Raw genomic sequence first — 13,906 nt, 5'->3', positions numbered from 1 at the left:
TCTCTGGCTTCAATAAAGTCACGCAAGTCATTGTTCTTGCGTGACTTTTTTTATTTGGGTACACTTGCGTGAATTAATCAAACAACGTCATGATGAAGCCCTCGATGCGATTCTTTGCCCTTTTCAGCCCGTTGGCGTCTGGTCGGTGGTCTCAAAGCCTGCTTGCCGCTTTGACCGCAGGGGCGCTGCTGGCCGTATCCGCATGGCCCACCACGGTGCTGGCGCAAAACAAAACAGCCAACGCTAAAAAACGCCCGGTTGCAACTGCTCCCAAAACCGTTCAGAAAAAAAAGCAGACGGTTGCCAAAAAAACCAAGGGCCAGCGCCCTGTGGCAGCCAATCGCAAAGCAGTGCCCATGCGTGCGTCTTACGGGCAAATGGCGGGTCTTCACAATGCCAACGATCCCCTGGATTTGCGCTCGAGCGTGGCATTGGTCATTGACCAAGACACCCGGGAAGTTTTGTTCCGCAAAAATGACCATGCCGTTTTGCCCATTGCCTCTTTGACCAAGTTGATGACCGGCTTGGTCATTTCAGAGGCCCAACTGCCCATGTCCGATATGATCACGATCACCCAGGCCGATGTGGACACTGAAAAAGGCAGCTCTTCACGTTTGGCTGTTGGCACAGTGCTCAGCCGAGGGGACTTGTTGCATCTGGCTTTGATGTCCAGCGAGAACCGTGCGGCACACGCTTTGGGCAGAAGTTTCCCGGGCGGGCTGGATGTTTTTGTTTCGCGCATGAATGCACGCGCACAAAATTTGGGCATGTCCGATACCCGCTACGTGGAGCCTACGGGCTTGTCCAGCAAAAACCAGTCCAGTGCCAGCGATTTGGCTGTTTTGGTCGGGGCAGCTTACAAGGAGCCTGTATTGCGTGAACTGTCCACTTCACATGGGCGCGAGATCGAGGTGGGACGCCGTACCCTGCAGTACAACAACACCAATCGCTTGGTCAAAAGTGCTGAATGGGACATCGGCTTGCAAAAAACAGGTTACATCTCTGAGGCGGGGCAGTGCTTGGTGATGCAGGCGCAAGTAGCGGGTCGCAAACTGATCATGGTTTTCCTGGACTCCGCAGGCAAACTCAGCCGTACCGCTGATGCTGAGCGCGTGCGCCGCTGGTTGGAAAAGTCATCGAGCCCCTCTGGGGTCAGGCACTCGGCTTTGGCCGAGCAGCAGCCCGGTTAACCCGTCAGTCCCATGAAAAAAGGCCTCTTAGAGGTCTTTTTTCATGGGGGCAAGCGCCTCAATCGTCACCGTGATAACCCAGTGTTCTGCTGATTTCATGGGACGTGGCTTGCAGCTTGGGCAACCATCCTTCGTCCAGCCGATCAGCTGGCGCAGAAATTGACAAGCCTGCCAGCAGTTTGCCTTGGTCGTCGTAGATGCCCGCTGCAATGCAGCGAACTCCTAACTCCAGCTCTTCGTTGTCACGTGCAATTCCGTGCTGCTTGACACGTGTCAGCTCTCGTTCAAGAACTTGCAGTTGCGTGATGCTGTTGCGTGTTTGGCCCAGCAGGCCCGTGCGCGTGGCGTAAGAGCGAACCCGCAGAGGGTCATCTGCTGCCAGGAAAAGTTTGCCCACTGAGGTCAGGTGTAAAGGGGCACGCCCACCAATGGCCCGAACCACCTGCATGCCAGAGCGTTCGCTGTAGGCCCGTTCGATGTAAACGATTTCATCACCTTGGCGCATGCTGAGGTTCACAGGCTGTTGAATGAGTTTGTGCAATTCACGCATGGGTGCCAGCGCCGCATCGCGCACATTCAGTCGTCCTTTGACCAAATTACCCAGCTCCAGAAGGCGCATGCCCAGGCGGTAGTTGCCTGCTTCTGGGCGATCGACAAATCGGCCGGTGGCCAAGTCGTTCAAGATGCGGTGTGCAGTGGAGGGGTGCAAGCCTGTTTTTTCGCTGATCTCTTTCAGTGAAATGGCTTCTTCCCGAGAGGCGAGAACGTCAATCAGCGAAAACATCCGCTCAATGACTTGGATGGTCGGAGATGGCGTGAAGGCAGGATCTTTTTTCATGGTGTCGTCGGGCGGTGCTTAAATTTTACACTGTGAAAACTCGACCGATCATGTCTGCGCTAACCATTCACCCTGCACACGTATTTCGCAGGGTTCAAAGCGCGATTTGTAATTCATTTTTTCGCTGTCTTGGATCCAATAGCCTAGATACACGTAGGGCAGCTGCAGTTGCGCTGCCTGCTGAATTTGCCAAAGCACACCGAAGGTCCCATAGCTGGCTGGCTCTTCGGGCTCATAGAAGGTGTAAACCGCTGACAGTCCGTGATTGAGCACATCCACAATGCTGACCATTTTGAGATCCCCTAGGCCTCCTTCGCTTGCTGGCTCGCGAAATTCCACAATGCGCGAATTGACCCGACTTTGCAGCAAAAATTGGTTGTATTGGTCCACGCTGTCCTGGTCCATGCCCCCACCCGGGTGCCGGCTGGTCTGGTAGCGCAAATACAAGGCGTAGTGGTCAGGATCAAATTGCAGGTCGAGCACCCGAACCTGCATGTGTTGGTGTTTGCGCCATGCACGCCGCTGGCTGCGGTCCGGCTTGAAAGCTTCGACCTTGACTCGCAAGGGTTGGCAGGCTTGGCAGCCGTCGCAGTAGGGGCGGTAAGTGAACATCCCGCTGCGGCGAAAGCCTTGCTCCACCAAGTCAGAGTAAACCTCGTTCTGGATCAAGTGGCTGGGCGTTGCAACCTGTGAGCGCGCCAAGCGTTCGGGCAAGTAGCTGCACGCATAAGGCGCTGTGGCATAAAACTGCAAGGCCTGAATGGGGAGATCTTTGAGATGGGTCACAACGGGATGTCCAAAGCCGTCAACGTGGTCCAGTATAAAGTTTGCTGTTCCCAATCGATGGGGGGCCTCTGGCGGCCTTGTTGGACTGCAGCCACAAAATCGGTGCGGGGTATTTCTTGGGCCCCCAGGGATGCCAGATGCCGGGTGTTTTGTTGGCAGTCGATGACGGGGACGCCATGCGCCAAGCACACACTGACCAGAGTGGCCAAAGCCATTTTGGAGCCATCGCTGATGGTCGTGAACATCGATTCACCAAAGACGGCATGGCCCAGCGCCACAAAATACAACCCAGCCACCAGCTCGCCATCCAGCCAGACTTCGGCGCTGTGGGCATAGCCTGCACGGTGCAAGTCTTCGTAGGCCTGCACCATGGTCGGAACAATCCATGTACCGTTTTGACCGGGTCGGGCTGTGGCGCTGCAACGGCGGATGACTTGACCAAAATCGCGGTCAAATGTGAGCATAAATCCTGGTTGGCGCAGCCAGCGCTTGAGTGACTGGCGCAGTGAACGGTGAAAGCGAAAATCGACCGGACGCAAGACCATTCGGGGATCGGGGCTCCACCACAGAACGGGCTGGCCTTCACTGAACCAAGGAAATACGCCTTGGCTGTAGGACTCTAGCAACCGTGCTGCCGACAGGTCCTGACCGGCTGCCAGCAAGCCCGGAGCGGGCGACTGCAGTCCCCAAGCCAGGTGAACGGGAGGGAGAGCTTGGTCCGCTTCAATCCAGCTCAGTTCGGGCATGAGGATATTGCTTGGCATGGGTGCATTACACCTGAAGGGTACGTGTTTCTTGTCCCTTTTTCATGTGCGCGTGATTTTTTTGGGTTTATCCTCAACACACAAGCGCTGCCACTGTTGTATTTTTTATTTTTGGAAGTGTGATGACACCTTTACCAGCCCATTGGTTACGGCCCGACTGGCCAGCGCCAGACCGTGTTCAGGCTTTGATGACCGATCGGCACGGAGGCGTCTCCCGGCCTCCTTGGGACAGCATGAATCTGGGTGATCACGTGGGGGATCTGCCGCAGGACATTCAACTCAATCGCCAGCGCCTGCAAGAGGTTACCGGTCATCGTCCAGTTTTCCTCAAACAGGTGCATGGCCATCGCTCAGTGGTGCTCGATGCCAACACCCTGGACGGCACCGAGGCGGATGCTTGCCTTGCAGTGAATTCGGGGGTGGCTTGCACCATCATGGTGGCCGATTGTTTGCCTGTGTTGATGTGTGACACGTCGGGTCATTGGGTCGCTGCCGCGCATGCGGGCTGGAGAGGCCTGGCGGGTGAGGGCGGTACGGGTGTGCTGGAGTCGTTGCTCGATCAGCCCGCTTTGCGTAACACGCCTCCTGACAACATTCTGGTCTGGCTGGGTCCTTGTATCGGTCCTCAAGCATTTGAAGTCGGCGAAGAGGTTCGAGAGGCGTTTTGCATCAACAACCCCGATGCCGCAGCCTATTTCAAACCTGGGGGGGCGGGCAAATGGTTGGCCGATTTGGCAGGCCTTGCCCGGCGGCGATTGCGACGCCGAGGCCTGAGCCGAGTCTTTGGCAACGACAGCCAATCCGCTTGGTGCACCGTGACCCAGGCCTCAAGGTTCTTTTCTCACCGGCGTGACAGCCGTGTCCTCGGACACACTGGGCGCATGGCGGCCTGCATCTGGCTCTCCCGTTGACTGGGGTGGCTCGGTCTCAAGCTGTACGCGCTCCCTTTCCTCCATCTGCTTTCGAGCTTTGCGGCGCAAAGGCGTGCCCATCAGGTAGACCACCAATGACATTGGGAAAACCCCGTACAGAAGGAAAGTGATGATGGCCCCCAATACAGTGCCTTGGGTACTAAATGCTTCAGCCAACCCCATCAGCAAAGTCACGTAGAGCCAGGCGATAACGATCAAATACATTTTTTTGCGCTTTGTAATTTAGGTGACAACAAATTGACAGATACTGAAGGTGGCCGATATCAAAAAAACCATTTACCGGAGGCAAGCATGAGCGCATCCACGCCAGATTACTGGTCCAGCATGAGCGAAGGTTTTCAGCAAAACCTGTCCAAAAGCTGGGGTCAGGCGATGCAGCATTTCCAGACCATCGACCTCGGTGGGCTGAAAGCCGGTGCAGAAGCAGCCTCGCCGCAAATCAAATTCTCGCCTGAAAAGCTCCAGGCCTTGCAAGGGCAGTATTTCAAAGACGCTTCTGATTTGTGGAATCAGAGCTTGAGCAACAGTTTGCAAGTCAAAGACCGTCGTTTTTCGGGAGATGCATGGGCCTCCAACCCGATGGCGGCTTTTAATGCTGCCACTTACTTGCTCAACGCTCGCATTTTGATGGGTTTGGCCGATGCCGTGGAGTCGGATGAAAAAACCCGTACCCGCATCCGTTTTGCTGTCGAGCAATGGGTGGCGGCTGCAGCGCCCAGTAATTTCCTGGCCTTCAATGCCGAGGCGCAAAAGAAAGCCATCGAAACCCAAGGCGAGAGCATCGCCAAAGGCGTCCAGAATTTGATGCACGACATGCAGCAAGGCCACGTCTCGATGACGGACGAGAGCCTGTTTGAAGTCGGCAAGAACGTGGCCACCACCGAGGGTGCGGTGGTTTTTGAGAACGAATTTTTCCAGCTGATCGAATACAAGCCTCTCACAGCCAAGGTCTATGAAAAGCCATTTTTGCTGGTGCCTCCGTGCATCAACAAGTTCTACATCCTCGACCTGCAGCCTGAAAACTCCCTGATCCGTTATGCCGTCAGCCAAGGCCACCGCACCTTTGTCGTGAGCTGGCGCAACCCCGATGAGTCCATGGCGCAAAAGAGCTGGGACGACTACATCGAGCACGCTGCGATCGAGGCCATCCACACGGTGCAGGCCATCACTGGCGCCCCCAAGATCAATGCGCTCGGCTTTTGTGTGGGCGGCACCATTTTGTCGACCGCCCTGGCCGTGCTGGCTGCGCGGGGCGAAAAGCCAGTGGCCAGCGCCACCTTCCTCACCACGCTGATCAACTTCACCGACACCGGCATCCTGGATGTGTTCATTGACGAGAACTTCGTCAAATTCCGCGAGCAGCAAATGGGCCAAGGCGGTTTGCTCAAAGGCCAGGACCTGGCCTCCACCTTCAGCTTTTTGCGCCCCAACGACCTGGTCTGGAACTATGTGGTCGGCAACTACCTCAAGGGCGAGACACCACCGCCGTTTGACTTGCTCTATTGGAACAGCGATTCGACCAACCTGCCGGGACCCTTCTACGCTTGGTACTTGCGCAATACCTATTTGGAAAACAACCTGGTCAAACCCCGCAAGGTCAAGGTGTGTGGCGAAGCGATTGACCTGGGCAAGGTCGACATGCCGGTCTACATCTACGGCTCGCGTGAAGACCACATCGTGCCGATCGGCGGGGCCTATGCCAGCACCCAAGTGCTGCCCGGCAAAAAACGTTTTGTGATGGGCGCCTCGGGCCACATTGCGGGCGTGATCAACCCGCCAGCGGCCAAAAAGCGCAGCCATTGGCTCAGTGAAGGCACGAAATTCCCGGCTGATGTGAACGATTGGATCGCCAGCGCCAAAGAGGTGCCTGGCAGCTGGTGGACCGATTGGTCGGACTGGCTCAAGGGCCATGCGGGCAAGCAGATTGCCGCACCCAAGACCTACGGCAAAGCCGCGAAATACAAGGCTATCGAAGCGGCCCCAGGCCGCTACGTCAAAGCCAAAGCCTGATTGATTTTTACTGGAGACAAAAATGGAAGACATCGTCATCGTTGCAGCCGCCCGCACCGCCGTGGGCAAATTTGGCGGCTCGCTCGCCAAAATCCCCGCCACCGAGCTGGGCAGCATCGTCATCAAGGGCTTGCTCGAGCGCAGCGGCCTGCCCGTTGACGCTATTGGTGAAGTCATCATGGGCCAGGTGCTGGCCGCAGGCGTGGGTCAAAACCCCGCCCGCCAAGCCATGATGAAAGCCGGTGTGGCCAAGGAAACCCCGGCCCTGACCATCAACGCCGTGTGCGGCTCGGGCCTGAAGGCCGTGATGCTGGCTGCGCAAGCCGTGGCTTGGGGTGACAGCGAAATCGTCATCGCCGGTGGCCAAGAAAACATGAGCGCCAGCCCGCACGTTTTGAATGGCAGCCGCGACGGCCAGCGCATGGGCGACTGGAAGATGACCGACACCATGATCGTGGACGGCCTGTGGGACGTGTACAACCAGTACCACATGGGCATCACTGCCGAGAACGTGGCCAAGGCCCACAGCATCACCCGCGAGATGCAAGACGCTTTGGCTGCTGGCAGCCAGCGCAAGGCGGCAGCTGCCCAAGAAGCAGGCAAGTTCAAAGACGAAATCGTCGACGTGCTGATCCCTCAGCGCAAGGGCGATGCCCTGGTGTTCAACACCGACGAATTCATCAACAAGAAAACCAGCGAAGAAGTGCTCGCCGGTCTGCGCCCCGCCTTTGACAAGGCCGGCAGCGTGACCGCTGGCAACGCCTCTGGCATCAACGACGGCGCAGCCGCTGTGATGGTCATGTCGGCCAAGAAGGCCGCTGCCTTGGGTCTCAAGCCACTGGCCCGCATTGCGGCTTTTGGCACCAGCGGTCTGGACCCGGCCACCATGGGCATGGGCCCGGTGCCTGCTTCGCAAAAAGCGCTGGCCCGTGCAGGCTGGAAAGCCCAAGACGTGGACCTGTTTGAGCTGAACGAAGCCTTTGCCGCGCAAGCTTGCGCCGTGAACCAGGCGCTCGACATCGATCCTGCCAAGGTCAACGTCAACGGTGGTGCGATCGCCATCGGTCACCCCATCGGTGCGTCCGGTTGCCGCATTTTGGTGACCTTGCTGCACGAAATGCAGCGTACCCAAGCCCAAAAAGGTCTGGCCGCTTTGTGCATCGGTGGCGGCATGGGTGTGTCGCTGGCCATCGAGCGCGTCTGATTTCAGGTTCCCCGTCATTTCAACCACTCATAAAAATGGAGACAAACATGAGTCAAAAAGTAGCTTACGTCACAGGTGGCATGGGCGGCATCGGTACCGCGATTTGCCAGCGCCTGCACCAAGAAGGCTTCAAGGTCATCGCCGGTTGCGGCCCCACCCGTGACTTCACCAAATGGCTGGACGAGCAAAAAGCCTTGGGCTTCACTTTCTATGCATCGGTCGGCAATGTCGGTGACTGGGATTCCACCGTCGAAGCTTTTAGCAAGGCCAAGGCCGAGCACGGCAGCATCGATGTGCTGGTCAACAACGCCGGCATCACCAAGGACCGCATGTTCCTGAAGATGACCCGTGAAGACTGGCAAGCCGTGATGAACACCAACCTGGACTCCATGTTCAACGTGACCAAACAAGTGGTGGCCGACATGGTGGAAAAAGGCTGGGGCCGGATCATCAACATCAGCTCGGTGAACGGCGAAAAAGGCCAAGCCGGTCAAACCAACTACTCGGCAGCCAAAGCCGGTATGCACGGTTTCTCCATGGCCTTGGCGCAAGAGCTTGCCACCAAGGGCGTGACCGTGAACACCGTCAGCCCTGGCTACATCGGCACCGACATGGTCAACGCCATCCGTCCTGACGTGTTGGAAAAGATCGTGGCCACCGTGCCCGTCAAGCGCTTGGGCAAGCCCAGCGAGATCGCCTCCATCATCGCCTGGATGGCCAGCGAAGACGGCGGTTACACCACCGGTGCTGACTTCGCCGTCAATGGCGGTTTGCACATGGGCTGATGTTGTTGTTTCTTACTTAGCTTGGCAACGCCCGGCTGCGCAAGACCAGCAAGTAGCATCTACAAAAAAACCCGCTTCGGCGGGTTTTTTTGTGTCTACAAGTCAGCTTCAGCCCGCTTGCTTGCCTGTGCTCACCATCTGCATGGCCGAGGCGATCAGGCCAGACACTTCGCTCATGTTGCCCGGCACGATCAGCGTGGTCTTGGCGTCCTGCGCCACCTTGCCGTAAGCCTGAACCGCTTGCTCGGCCACCTTCAGTTGCACCGCTTGTTCGCCCCCGGGCTGGCGGATGGCGGTGGCAATCCGCTCAATCGCCTGCGCCGTGGCATTGGCCATTTCGGTGATGGCGGCCGCATCGCCTTGCGCTTTGTTGATGGCGGCTTGTTTTTCGCCTTCAGAACGGGCAATGAAGGCCTCGCGCTCGCCGGTGGCGATGTTGATTTGCTCCTGACGACGGCCTTCGGAGGCGGCAATCAGCGCACGCTTTTCACGCTCGGCGGTGATTTGTGACTGCATGGCCAGCAAGATTTCTTTGGGCGGTGTCAGGTCCTTGATCTCGTAGCGCAAGACCTTCACACCCCAGTTGAGCGCCGCTTCGTCGATGGCAGCCACCACTTGGGCGTTGATGATGTCGCGCTCTTCAAAGGTCTTGTCCAGCTCCAGCTTGCCGATCACGCTGCGCAAGCTGGTTTGGGCCAATTGCGTCACCGCCACGATGTAGTTGGACGAGCCGTAACTGGCCAGTTTGGGGTCGGTCACCTGGAAGTACAAGATGCCATCTACTTGCAGCTGCGTGTTGTCACGCGTGATGCAAATCTGGCTGGGCACGTCCAGTGGGATTTCTTTCAGGCTGTGTTTCTGGATCACGTTGTCCACAAACGGGACCACAAAGTTCAGACCCGGGGCCAGGCTGGCGTGGAATTTGCCCAGCCTTTCGACCACCCAGGCCTCTTGTTGTGGCACAACCTTGACGGTCTTGACGATGAACAGGATCGCGATGATCACGAGGACGGCAGCGACTTCCATGGCTTTTCTCCCTTTTCTATGTTGTGAGCGGTGTGCTCAGATTTTCTCGAGGACCAAGCGGTTGCCCGCCATGGCCTGAATGCGGTACACACCCGGCGTAGCCGTCTGGCCCGGGGCCAACACCGCGGTCCAGAGTGCGCCCCGGTGTTTGACTTGCGCGGTGCCTTGGGCATCCCACGCATCGACCTGAACAATGGCGCCCAGGTCCAGGTGTTGGTCTTGGGCTTCTTGTGGCGTGGTGGTTTGGCGCTTGCGCCATTGGCCCAGCAGCACAGCTCCCAGGCCACCCACAATGGCAGCGGCAACCAATTGTGAGTTCAGGCCATGCCCCGCTACGGCCACCAAGGCTGCAGCCACGGCTCCCAGGCTCAGCATCAACAGATAAAAAGTACCGGTCAACAACTCCAGAGCCACCAAGACACCGGCCAAAACCCACCACATCGTTGCACCATCCATCCTATTTCTCCTTGCTCAAATTGCCATTGTCAGGCTCATGAAGTGCGTTCATACAATACCTTGCCAAAATCAGGCGTAATTGTTTGTTCTCAAGGCCGCAGCCAGCCAAGGATAATCAGCTCCCATGCATTTCCCCGAACCCCAACGCTGGCGTCTTTCTGTAGCCCCCATGATGGACTGGACCGACCGGCACTGCCGGTTTTTCCACCGCCTGCTGACCCACCACACCTTGCTCTACACCGAGATGGTCACCACCGGTGCGCTGCGCCACGGCAGTGTGCAGCGGCACCTGCGCTTCAACGCCGAAGAACACCCTGTGGCCCTGCAACTGGGCGGCAGCGATGCCGCTGATTTGGCCCACGCCGCCAAGCTGGGCCAAGAGTGGGGTTACGACGAGATCAACCTCAACTGCGGCTGCCCCTCAGACCGGGTGCAGCGCGGCGCGTTTGGTGCCTGCTTGATGAATGAGCCACGCACCGTGGCCGACGGCGTGAAAGCCATGCTCGATGTGGTGGATGTGCCGGTGACGGTGAAGCACCGCATTGGCATTGACCGCATTGAAAGCTACGACTTTGTGCGCGACTTTGTAGGCAACGTGAGCGAGGCCGGTTGCCGGGTGTTCATCGTGCATGCTCGCAATGCCTGGCTCGATGGCCTGTCGCCGAAAGAAAACCGCGAAATCCCGCCGCTGCGTTACGAGCTGGCCTACCAGCTCAAAAAAGACTTTCCGGGGCTGTTGATCGCGGTGAACGGCGGCATCAAAACCAACGAAGAGATCGCGCAGCATCTGCAGCATGCCGACGGCGTGATGGTCGGGCGAGAGGCCTATTACAACCCTTGGTTGTTGGGCAGTTGGGATGCTGCTTTTTTGGGCGATGCCCATGAAGTGCCCAGCCGAGAAGCGGTCGAAGAGGCCATGGTGGCCTACATGGAACGCGCCTTTGCCGAAGACGGCTGCCCTTGGTACGCGATTGCGCGGCACATGCTGGGCCTGTACCACGGGCAGCGCGGTGGGCGTTTGTGGCGACAGGTCTGGAGCGACCACAAGCTCAAGCCCTTGCCCCCGCGTGAAGTGTGGAAGTTGGCCCGTGCGGCGCTGGCGCGGGGTGCGGTGGTCACCGACTGAACGCGCAAAACGGATCGCAGGGCCATGCCCCATGCCCCTTGCCCTAAACCTGATGCATCAGCCGGGCATGGCGTGCAGGGCAAACAAATAAATGGATCCTCGCGTCTCTGCAAAGATATCCAGCGTCAGTGTCAAAGCGGCCTGCAAGACCAAGCCGATACCGATCCCGGCTGCCAGGTCGTGGCGCTGCCAAAAGGCAAGCATGCCCAGCCCGAGGATCAGCAGCACCATTTCGACCGCCTTGTAGATCGAAAAGTTTTTCATGACCGTCTGCATGCGTGGAATTTCCTGGGCCTTCAGCGCCGCAGGTTCCTGCTGCAGTTGCGCGCTCAGGGTGGCGACCTGGTGGTCGGTGCGCAGGTAAATCGACACGCCCACCACCATTTGCATCAGCGCAATGACGACCAGCGGGTAGGCCATGGATTTGAGCCGATGACCGTTTATCCAAAGCCAGGCGCTCACGCCAACGGCCACCAGGCCCACGGTGATGAAGATCACGCTTTCTTGCTTTTCTGCGCTGAAGTAGTTGTTCAGTTGGTTGATCATGGGGTCGTTCTCAAGCGAGGGGGCGGGTCAAAACTTTCACCACTTTGGTGGCCAGATTGCGAGGTGTGAAGCGCATGCTTTGCGCCATGGCCCAGTTCATGAAGCCCGGTATATAGACCCGCTGGCCGCGCTGCATGGCGCGGTAACCCAAGGCGGCCACCTCTTTGGATGTGGGTAGTTTCTTGCCTTTGATCAGGGCTGAGTTGCCCAGTTGGGCCTTGTCCTGAAAGCCCGAGGCGGTGGGGCCAGGGCACAGCGCGGTCACCGTCACGCCGGTGTCTTCCAGCTCACACGCCAGGGCCTCCGAGAAACTCAAGACAAATGCTTTGGTGGCGTAATACACCGCCATGTAGGGCCCGGGCTGAAAAGCCGCCGTGGACGCCGTGTTCAAAATCTTGCCGCGCGTTGCGAGCAAATCCGTCAGAAACAACTTGCTCAGCACCACCACCGTGTTCATGTTGAGTTGCATCATGGCCAGCTCAGACCCGAGCGCCGTGTCCTTGAACTCGCCAAATGCACCGTAGCCTGCGTTATTGACCAAGGCGCTCAAAACGATGCCACGTGCCTGAATGTCGGCGTGCAACTGCACGGCACCCGCGTCGGTTTCCAGGTCTGCACCGATGACAATGACCTGAACCTTGAATTGCTGCTTCAAATCGTCGGCCAGGACCTGCATCTTGGCCACGCTGCGGGCGGCCAGCACCAGCTGGTAGCCGTCTTGGGCAAAGTGATGGGCCAAGGCTTGACCGATGCCTGAAGAGGCTCCGGTGATGAGGGCTGTTTTGTGGGGTGTTGGGTGTTTGTGCATGGCGAACGTCCTTGTTTCGTGTGTCAAAAATCCATTGGAAACCCGGTACCTTGGTGCCATGTCAAGCGATTTTTTGTCCAAGGCGATTGAAAACCCCTTGACCCGGTCCCTAGGTGCCAGGTTTAGGATGGGTGCCAACATGATCAAAACACTGACCAACGCCCATGATTTCAAGGCCTTGCAGACCACCAGCGTCTTGTGCAAATCCGCTGGCGTGAGCCGCGGCCAATTGCGCTTGTATGAGGATGCGGGCTTGATTGCGCCCCAAAGCCGAACCGAAGCCGGTTATCGCCAATACGGCAGCGACACGCTGGATCGGCTCAAGGCCATTCGACATCTGAAGGATCTGGGCTTTACCCTGGCCGAGATCGCGCTGTTGCTCAGCGAACGCGACCACGGCACGCTGGATGCACCCGCACTTGAGCGTCTGGCGGCTGCAGTGGTGGTCAAAATCGATGAACGTGTTGCTGCACTGCAGGTCATTCGGGCTTACGTGGCCCCAGTTGCCTTGGGCGACATGCGCGTGCTGCAGGATGACGATTGCAGCTTCGTGTTGACATTCTTGAGTGCTTTGTCGGGCGGTCCTGCCCAAAAGCGCGCCTGAGTCTTGAGAACGCTTATTGGGCGGCCTGCAGGCCGTTCGTGAAGTGCGCCGACATGCGCTCGGCCGCAAGTTCGGGCTGGCGCAGGGTCAGGGCCTGCACGATGGCGCGGTGCTCGGCCAGGGATTGTTCAATCCGGCCCTCTTTGAACAGCGAGCTGTGCCGGTTGAGCTTCATCACCTTGCGCAGGTCGGCCACCATCTGGTCACGCCAGCGGTTGTCTGCCAATTCCAGCAGCAACATGTGAAAAGCTTCATTGATCTCGAAGAAACGGTCCCGGTTTCCCACGGCCCCTTCCAAGTTCTGGTGCAAGGCTTCGATTTGCGCCATTTGTTCGGCGCTGGCGTTTTGAGCCACCACGCGGGCCGCGTCCGATTCCAGCAAGGCCAACAGGTGGTACACATCGCGCAGGTCTTTTTCGCTGACCTCGGTCACATAAGCGCCTCGCCGCACCTTCATGGTCACCAAACCCTCGGCGGCCAGCACTTTCAGGGCTTCGCGCAAGGGGGTACGGCTGATGCCCAGCGCCTCGGCGATGCGCAACTCGTCGATCCAGCTGCCCGGCTCCAATTCGCGCGCAAAAATCCGCTGCCGCAGCAGTTCGGCCACTTCTTCGTACAGGGCTCGGGGGGCAAGGGACAGGGCTGACATGGAGCGTGGCGTACCGGGGAAACCGGTTTTAGGGGCGTTAAAAGAATCTTTTTCAGATGCGAGATTGTAAGCCGGTTAAAATATTCTGCATCAATAATTATGAATCACGGTACTTGTAAGCCGGTAGGCAGCCCCAGGCTGCCAAAATCCGTCTCAGCCATTTTTGTCCCGAAAGCACAGCG

At 58.0% G+C, this 13,906-nt stretch carries 15 protein-coding genes; 7 read left to right on the top strand and 8 right to left on the bottom strand.

The window, feature by feature from the left end:
* Positions 1 to 104: 104 nt before the first annotated feature.
* Positions 105 to 1,190 (top strand): serine hydrolase, encoded by a 1,086-nt coding sequence (locus ACZ5SR_RS11450; protein WP_464448800.1) that lies wholly within the window; start codon positions 105 to 107, stop codon positions 1,188 to 1,190.
* Positions 1,191 to 1,248: 58 nt separating this feature from the next.
* On the opposite strand, the gene ACZ5SR_RS11445 is transcribed toward ACZ5SR_RS11450, so the two are convergent.
* The 3 genes from ACZ5SR_RS11445 to aat are packed head-to-tail and all read right to left on the bottom strand — an operon-like array spanning position 1,249 to position 3,578.
* Positions 1,249 to 2,028 (bottom strand): IclR family transcriptional regulator, encoded by a 780-nt coding sequence (locus ACZ5SR_RS11445; protein ID WP_464448799.1) that lies wholly within the window; start codon positions 2,026 to 2,028, stop codon positions 1,249 to 1,251.
* 48 nt (positions 2,029 to 2,076) lie between these two features.
* Positions 2,077 to 2,814 (bottom strand): arginyltransferase, encoded by a 738-nt coding sequence (locus ACZ5SR_RS11440; RefSeq protein WP_464448798.1) that lies wholly within the window; start codon positions 2,812 to 2,814, stop codon positions 2,077 to 2,079.
* A complete protein-coding gene (gene aat, locus ACZ5SR_RS11435) occupies positions 2,811 to 3,578 on the bottom strand; it encodes a leucyl/phenylalanyl-tRNA--protein transferase (protein WP_464448797.1) in 768 nt (255 codons plus the stop codon). The genes ACZ5SR_RS11440 and aat overlap by 4 nt, the downstream gene beginning before the upstream one ends.
* 122 nt (positions 3,579 to 3,700) lie before the next feature.
* Between aat and pgeF the strand changes: the two genes are divergently transcribed.
* The 4 genes from pgeF (at position 3,701) to phbB (ending at position 8,509) form a co-directional block, all read left to right on the top strand.
* On the top strand, positions 3,701 to 4,489 hold the full coding sequence (gene pgeF / locus ACZ5SR_RS11430) for a peptidoglycan editing factor PgeF (protein WP_464448796.1): 789 nt from the start codon (positions 3,701 to 3,703) through the stop codon (positions 4,487 to 4,489).
* A 312-nt stretch (positions 4,490 to 4,801) separates the two neighbouring features.
* Positions 4,802 to 6,520, top strand: a complete 1,719-nt coding sequence (locus tag ACZ5SR_RS11425) for a PHA/PHB synthase family protein (RefSeq protein ID WP_464448795.1) — start codon at positions 4,802 to 4,804, stop codon at positions 6,518 to 6,520.
* Between the two features lie 22 nt (positions 6,521 to 6,542).
* Positions 6,543 to 7,724, top strand: coding sequence for an acetyl-CoA C-acetyltransferase (locus ACZ5SR_RS11420; protein ID WP_464448794.1), 1,182 nt, complete (start codon positions 6,543 to 6,545; stop codon positions 7,722 to 7,724).
* A gap of 47 nt (positions 7,725 to 7,771) precedes the next feature.
* Positions 7,772 to 8,509 carry an acetoacetyl-CoA reductase gene (phbB, locus tag ACZ5SR_RS11415; RefSeq protein ID WP_464448793.1) on the top strand — a complete coding sequence of 246 codons (738 nt, stop codon included), beginning with the start codon at positions 7,772 to 7,774 and terminating at the stop codon, positions 8,507 to 8,509.
* Between the two features lie 108 nt (positions 8,510 to 8,617).
* On the opposite strand, the gene ACZ5SR_RS11410 is transcribed toward phbB, so the two are convergent.
* Together ACZ5SR_RS11410 and ACZ5SR_RS11405 are read right to left on the bottom strand one after the other, a co-directional pair.
* Positions 8,618 to 9,535 (bottom strand): SPFH domain-containing protein, encoded by a 918-nt coding sequence (locus ACZ5SR_RS11410; RefSeq protein ID WP_464448792.1) that lies wholly within the window; start codon positions 9,533 to 9,535, stop codon positions 8,618 to 8,620.
* A gap of 36 nt (positions 9,536 to 9,571) precedes the next feature.
* A complete protein-coding gene (locus ACZ5SR_RS11405; RefSeq protein WP_464448791.1) occupies positions 9,572 to 9,991 on the bottom strand; it encodes an NfeD family protein in 420 nt (139 codons plus the stop codon).
* Between the two features lie 124 nt (positions 9,992 to 10,115).
* On the opposite strand from ACZ5SR_RS11405, the gene dusA reads away from it, so the two are divergent.
* Entirely contained in the window at positions 10,116 to 11,117 is a 1,002-nt protein-coding gene (gene dusA, locus ACZ5SR_RS11400) for a tRNA dihydrouridine(20/20a) synthase DusA (RefSeq protein ID WP_464448790.1), read from the top strand.
* Positions 11,118 to 11,174: 57 nt separating this feature from the next.
* Here the strand turns inward: dusA and ACZ5SR_RS11395 are convergent, their stop codons facing one another.
* Both ACZ5SR_RS11395 and ACZ5SR_RS11390 read right to left on the bottom strand, forming a co-directional pair.
* Positions 11,175 to 11,663 carry a hypothetical protein gene (locus tag ACZ5SR_RS11395; protein ID WP_464448789.1) on the bottom strand — a complete coding sequence of 163 codons (489 nt, stop codon included), beginning with the start codon at positions 11,661 to 11,663 and terminating at the stop codon, positions 11,175 to 11,177.
* 10 nt (positions 11,664 to 11,673) lie between these two features.
* Positions 11,674 to 12,471: an SDR family NAD(P)-dependent oxidoreductase gene (locus ACZ5SR_RS11390; RefSeq protein WP_464448788.1), complete on the bottom strand. Its 798-nt coding sequence runs from the start codon at positions 12,469 to 12,471 to the stop codon at positions 11,674 to 11,676.
* 139 nt (positions 12,472 to 12,610) lie between these two features.
* On the opposite strand from ACZ5SR_RS11390, the gene ACZ5SR_RS11385 reads away from it, so the two are divergent.
* The gene (locus ACZ5SR_RS11385; protein WP_464448787.1) at positions 12,611 to 13,075 is read left to right on the top strand and encodes a MerR family transcriptional regulator; all 465 of its coding nucleotides are present in this window, start codon (positions 12,611 to 12,613) and stop codon (positions 13,073 to 13,075) included.
* A 13-nt stretch (positions 13,076 to 13,088) separates the two neighbouring features.
* On the opposite strand, the gene ACZ5SR_RS11380 is transcribed toward ACZ5SR_RS11385, so the two are convergent.
* The gene (locus tag ACZ5SR_RS11380) at positions 13,089 to 13,724 is read right to left on the bottom strand and encodes a GntR family transcriptional regulator (RefSeq protein WP_464448786.1); all 636 of its coding nucleotides are present in this window, start codon (positions 13,722 to 13,724) and stop codon (positions 13,089 to 13,091) included.
* Positions 13,725 to 13,906 lie beyond the last annotated feature (182 nt).

This window comes from Limnohabitans sp. TEGF002, assembly GCF_055395845.1.
This window is presented reverse-complemented; position numbering and strand designations above follow the sequence as displayed.

Coding starts and splice junctions, on each gene's coding strand:
- ACZ5SR_RS11450 (WP_464448800.1), top strand. CDS start 105: ATGCGATTCTTTGCCCTTTTCAGCCCGTTGGCGTCTGGTCGGTGGTCT.
- ACZ5SR_RS11445 (WP_464448799.1), bottom strand. CDS start 2,028: ATGAAAAAAGATCCTGCCTTCACGCCATCTCCGACCATCCAAGTCATT.
- aat (WP_464448797.1), bottom strand. CDS start 3,578: ATGCCAAGCAATATCCTCATGCCCGAACTGAGCTGGATTGAAGCGGAC.
- pgeF (WP_464448796.1), top strand. CDS start 3,701: ATGACACCTTTACCAGCCCATTGGTTACGGCCCGACTGGCCAGCGCCA.
- ACZ5SR_RS11425 (WP_464448795.1), top strand. CDS start 4,802: ATGAGCGCATCCACGCCAGATTACTGGTCCAGCATGAGCGAAGGTTTT.
- ACZ5SR_RS11420 (WP_464448794.1), top strand. CDS start 6,543: ATGGAAGACATCGTCATCGTTGCAGCCGCCCGCACCGCCGTGGGCAAA.
- phbB (WP_464448793.1), top strand. CDS start 7,772: ATGAGTCAAAAAGTAGCTTACGTCACAGGTGGCATGGGCGGCATCGGT.
- ACZ5SR_RS11410 (WP_464448792.1), bottom strand. CDS start 9,535: ATGGAAGTCGCTGCCGTCCTCGTGATCATCGCGATCCTGTTCATCGTC.
- ACZ5SR_RS11405 (WP_464448791.1), bottom strand. CDS start 9,991: ATGGATGGTGCAACGATGTGGTGGGTTTTGGCCGGTGTCTTGGTGGCT.
- dusA (WP_464448790.1), top strand. CDS start 10,116: ATGCATTTCCCCGAACCCCAACGCTGGCGTCTTTCTGTAGCCCCCATG.
- ACZ5SR_RS11395 (WP_464448789.1), bottom strand. CDS start 11,663: ATGATCAACCAACTGAACAACTACTTCAGCGCAGAAAAGCAAGAAAGC.
- ACZ5SR_RS11390 (WP_464448788.1), bottom strand. CDS start 12,471: ATGCACAAACACCCAACACCCCACAAAACAGCCCTCATCACCGGAGCC.
- ACZ5SR_RS11385 (WP_464448787.1), top strand. CDS start 12,611: ATGATCAAAACACTGACCAACGCCCATGATTTCAAGGCCTTGCAGACC.
- ACZ5SR_RS11380 (WP_464448786.1), bottom strand. CDS start 13,724: ATGTCAGCCCTGTCCCTTGCCCCCCGAGCCCTGTACGAAGAAGTGGCC.